The following is a 4835-nucleotide window of genomic DNA, read 5'->3' as shown; positions in this document are numbered from 1 at the left end:
CCGTCGGCCCGGCCGGCCACGGTGGCGGCCGTCGCCGGGCGCTGGGGGTTCGTGAGCACCAGCCACTTCAGCCGGGTGTTCCGGGCCGCCTACGGGGTCACTCCGCGCGAGTGGCAGGCAGGCGCCCGGGAACCGGATGCCTGGCCCACCGTGCCGGGCCCGACCGCGCCGACCGGTGCGACCCGGCCCGAGGAGGTCTGACCCGGCGTCACCCGCAGCGGTGCGGCACCGGCACCGCCCGGCACCGGCCGGTCCGCCCGGTCCGCCCGGTGGTGCCGCCAACGCGGCCAGTAGGGCGGTCGCCTCGGCCAGCCGGGCCGGGTCCCCGGCGGTCTCGGCGAACGCCCGGGCATCCCGCGCGGCCCCGAGGGCGCGCTCCCGTTCCCCGAGCTCCGCCAGGGCCCGCGCCTGACCGAGTCCGGCGATGGCCTGGAGCAGCGGCACCTCGACCCGCGCGCCCACCAGGCGTGCGTCGGCGAAGGCGTGTTCGGCTTCCTGCGGCCGGCCGAGCGCCAGCAGCGCCCGGCCTTTCTGGGCGAGCGCGTTCGTCAGGGTGAAGCAGGGTGAAGTCGCCGATGTGCGCGGCGGGCGCGGTGGCCGGGTCGGCGAGCAGTCCGAGGATGGCGTCGGTGGTGGCCACCGCGTCCCCGTGGCTGCCCGTGCCGGCCTGGGCGGAGGCCAGGGCCAGCAGCGCCTGCGGGTGCCCCTCGCGGTCGCCCGCCGTCGCGAACAGCTCCGCCGCTCGCCGGGCCCGGCGGACCGCCTCGTCCAGCTCGCCCAGCCGGACGGCGGCGGCCGCCGCGTAGAAGTGCGCCCAAGCCTCCTGGGTGACATCCCCGCCCCGGCGGGCGAGTTCGGCCGCCTGCTCCGCGATCGCCGACGACTCGCGGGGCTGGTGCGAGCAGTAGTGCACCGCCCAGGCCAGGTAGTTGGCGTGGGTGGCCGCCAGGATGTCGTCGCCCAGCGCGTGGGCCGCCGTTCGGGACAGCCCGAAGACCGTGGGCCAGTGGCCCCAGTTGGTCCAGCGATCGGAGAACCAGTGCATGGACTCCGCCGTCCGCACCACCTCGGCATGGCGGCCGGCCGCGGCCGCGACGCGCAGCGCGGCGAGCCAGTTGGCGCTCTCGGCCTCCAGCGCAGGCCTCGGCGGCGGCGCGCTCCTGCGAGGTCTCCTCCTCCTGGAGGCGCTCGCGTGCATAGAGCCGCAGGAGGTCGTGGAACAGCAACCGGTCGGTGGCGGTGTGGCCGAGCAGGCCCAGGTCGAGGAGCTCGTCGAGCATCTCCTCGACGAGCTCCGGGCCCAGGCCGGTGAGGGCGGCGCCCGCCCCTGGGCCGAAGTCCGGCCCCGGGACGAGCGCCAGCCGGCGGAAGAGGCGCCGCACCGGCTCGGAGAGCTGTTCGTAGGAGAGCCGGAACGCCGAGCGGATGCGCAGATCCCCGGCGGTCAGGCGCTGGAGGCGCAGATCCTCGTCCCCGAGCCGCTCGGCGAGGCCGCGCGCGCTCCAGGCGGGCCGGCTCAGCAGCCGGTTGCCCGCGATGCGCAGCGCCAGCGGCAGGTTCCCGCACAGCGCGGCGATCCGCGCCAGCACTGCCGGGCCGGAGCCGTCCGGGCCGGAGTCGTCCGGGGCGGCCGACCCGTCCGCACCGACCGTCTCGTCCTCGCGCTGCGCGAGGATCGCGCCGAGCAGCGCGGTGGCGGCGCCGGCGGGCAGCGGCGCCAGGACGAGCCGCCGCGCGTGCTCGATCCCGGCGAGCGTGCGGCGGCTGGTCACCCAGAGCCTGCTCGACCCCGGGCCGGGCAACAGGTCGCGCACCTGGGCCTCGTGGGCCGCGTTGTCGAGGACGACGAGGGCCTCCCTGTCCCGCATCAGGCGCCGATAGAGCACGCGGCGCTCGTCGGTCTCGGCCGGCAGGTCGCGTTCGCGGACGCCCAGCGCCCGCAGCAGGCGCGCCAGGGCGTCGTGCGGCACGACGGGTTCGGCATCCAGGCCGCGCAGGTCGACGAAGAAGCAGCCGTCCGCGAACCGGTCGACCAGCCGCGCCCCGGCGTGCACCACCAGGGCGGTCTTGCCCAGACCGGGCGCGCCGGAGACGATCGAGACCGGTGGACCCGCCGGGGCGGTGATGCTCCGTCCGAGCCAGGCGGTCTCGGTCTCGCGGCCGGTGAAGTCGGGGACCGCGGGCGGCAGGTCGCAGAGGCCGGGAGCCGCGGCGGCCGGCCGGCGCCGTCGGCCCGCGCGGGCCGCGCCCACCAGCTCCTCGGTGGCGGCCCTGGTGAGCCCCAGGGCGACGGCGAGGGCCTGGACGGTCCGGGCCTGGGGGCCGCGGCTGTGGCCGCGCTCCATGTCGCCGATGGCGCGGGCGCTGACGCCCGATTCCTCCGCCAACTCCTCCAGGGTCAACCCGGCCTCGTGGCGGTGCTGGCGCAGCAGCGACCCCAGGGCCGGTGGCTCCGGCTGGCTCATCCGATCCCCCCGACAGTTGAGGGGCCATCATACTGGAGAGTGGCTCTGACCTGGGAAGACCTGCTCCTCCGGCCGCTCGCCGCCGTAGCGGCCCAGGGCACAGCGGCTCAGGGCACACCGGCCCGGGCGCTACCCGGGCGCTACCCGGGCGCTGCCCGGTCGCGGTCGGCGCCAAGAATTCCGGTGCGTGACGTCAGCCTGGGTCCCAGACTGCGGACATGGATGAAATCACCGATCCCGCGGCCGTCGCGCCTGCAGAGCAGTCGAGTCGGCTACTGGGGTATCCACCTGGTGCGCGGCTGCTGATCGTCAACTGCGACGACTTCGGGATGTATCCGGCGATCAACGCGGCGGTGATCGAGTCGATCGAAGAGGGCATCGCGAGTTCGTGCAGCCTGATGGCCCCGTGTCCCGCAGCGCCGCAGGCCTTGGCGATGCTCGGCCGACGTCCGCGGATCCCGTTCGGAATCCACCTGACCCTGGTGTGCGAGATGCCCGACATCCCGTGGGGGCCGCTGACCGCCAAGGAGCGAGTTCCCTCACTGCTGGACCCTGCGGGCGAGCTGTTCCCACCGTCGCCCGCCGGACGAGCGGCCCTGCTCGGCCAGGCTCGGCCCGACGAGGTCGAACTCGAGTTCCGCGCCCAGATCAACGCTGTCGCCGATGCCGGACTCGCGCCGACCCATCTGGACTTCCATTGTCTGGCCGATGGCGGCCGCGACGACATCCTCGACCTGACCGTTGTGCTGGCCGCGGAGTACGGCCTCGCGGTCCGGGTCTGGCTCGAACCCGGGCGCCGGAGGATGCGCGATCGCGGGCTGCCGGTCATCGACAACGACTTCTTGGACAGCTTTTCCCTGGGCACCGAAGGGAAGGCCGCACGATACGTTCGGATGCTGCGTGACCTGCCCGCAGGGCTCAATGAGTGGGCGGTGCACCCCGGTCTGGGCGACGAGGAGTCGCAGGCCGTCGACGGTGGCTGGCCCGTGCGCCGGACCGACTACGAGTTCCTGACTTCGCAGCAGGCCCGTGATGTTCTCCAGGAGGAGGACATAGCCGTCATCGACTATCGAACGGTCCAGCAAGTCTGGCGTCCGGGCACAAGCTTCGGATGAGCGGTCCGGTCCGCTCCGAGGTCCCGGTCACGGCGGCGCCGCGTTGCCGACCGACCGCGCCGGGCTCCTCGACGGCCCGCGCCCCGGCGCCGGCCCCGTGTGCCGCACGGCTGGCCGGCCCGAAGCGGTGGCCTGCCGGTCAGTCGGAGAAGGTGACCCGGCCGGAGTCCAGGCCGTAGTACGCGCCGACCACCCGGAGCCTCCCGGCCTCGATCAGCGGACGCAGCAGGCGGTCGTGGTGCAGCGCGGCCACCGTCTGGCGGGTCTGGGCGTGGATGGTGGCCTCGACCAGGTCGCCCGGCGCCGTGCCCAGGCGCAGGGCCTCGTCGTAGGGGCGGCGCAGGTCCTGGGCGATGTCGGCCAGGTGACCGGGTGGCCGCCGGTGGTCGCGGAAGCACTCGACGGCGGTGGTCACCGCCCCGCAGCGCTGGTGCCCCAGGACCACCAGCAGCGGGGTGGCGAGTTCGGCGGGCCCGTACTCCAGGCTCCCGGCCACCAGCGGATCATGGGTGTGGCCGGCGGTGCGGATCACCATCAGGTCGCCCAGGCCCTGGTCGAAGACCAGCTCCGGCGGCACCCGGGAGTCGATGCACGAGAACACCACCGCGAACGGTTCCTGGCCCGCCGCCAGCTCGACCCGGCGGGCGGCACCCGTGTCCGGATGGGAGGCCCGGTCGCCGCACCATCTCTCGTTGCCCGCCCGCAGCCTGGCCAACGCCAGCGCGGGCGTGCCTGCCGGCGCCGGCTCGACCGCGGCCGCCGTGACCGGGGCCGGCACTGCGAGCGCGGCCGCGGTGAACACACCCGCCCGAAGCGCGGCACGCCGATCCATCATCCGTCCCACTTCCCTTGCAAAACGGCATATGTGACGGCGAATCACCATACTCCCGATTCTCCCGGACACTGACCGGCACCGAACCCGGGGGAGGGGCCGCCATCGGGGCTGCGACACGGGTGCGGGCGCACGGCGAGCGGACGCACGGCCGACCCGACCGCACGGCCGAGGTGGCCGGGCGAGGTGGCCGGGTGAGGTCCTGGCCTGCGACGGGAGTGGTTCGTGGGCCCTGCCGGCTGCTTCGATCCTGAACGCGGGGAGGGGCACGACGGATGGCCGCCACAGCCGCGCGCAAGGCGTCGGCCACCGTGGCCGGACCGCCCGATCGGTGTGCTGACAAATCGGCCACCGCGGGCCTCCCGCCCGGTCCCACGCCGGGGGCGCGTCCTGCCGGACGGCACAACACGTCCCGTCGCGACA

At 75.0% G+C, this 4835-nt stretch carries 4 protein-coding genes; 2 read left to right on the top strand and 2 right to left on the bottom strand.

Translation table 11 applies throughout. The features are described from left to right. A partial coding sequence (locus VR45_RS10990; protein WP_159394180.1) for an AraC family transcriptional regulator occupies window positions 1–201 on the top strand: 201 nt, incomplete at its 5' end. A gap of 347 nt (window positions 202–548) precedes the next feature. Here the strand turns inward: VR45_RS10990 and VR45_RS43940 are convergent. After that, window positions 549–2465 (bottom strand): helix-turn-helix domain-containing protein, encoded by a 1917-nt coding sequence (locus VR45_RS43940; RefSeq protein WP_078896415.1) that lies wholly within the window; start codon window positions 2463–2465, stop codon window positions 549–551. Window positions 2466–2683: 218 nt separating this feature from the next. On the opposite strand from VR45_RS43940, the gene VR45_RS10980 reads away from it, so the two are divergent. Beyond that, a complete protein-coding gene (locus tag VR45_RS10980; protein ID WP_045939515.1) occupies window positions 2684–3580 on the top strand; it encodes a polysaccharide deacetylase family protein in 897 nt (298 codons plus the stop codon). A 139-nt stretch (window positions 3581–3719) separates the two neighbouring features. On the opposite strand, the gene VR45_RS10975 is transcribed toward VR45_RS10980, so the two are convergent. Continuing rightward, entirely contained in the window at window positions 3720–4415 is a 696-nt protein-coding gene (locus VR45_RS10975; RefSeq protein ID WP_052709004.1) for a carbonic anhydrase, read from the bottom strand. Window positions 4416–4835 lie beyond the last annotated feature (420 nt).

The organism is Streptomyces sp. NRRL S-495 (assembly GCF_000966955.1).
Classification (GTDB): Bacteria; Actinomycetota; Actinomycetes; order Streptomycetales; family Streptomycetaceae; genus Kitasatospora; species Kitasatospora purpeofusca.
This window is presented reverse-complemented; position numbering and strand designations above follow the sequence as displayed.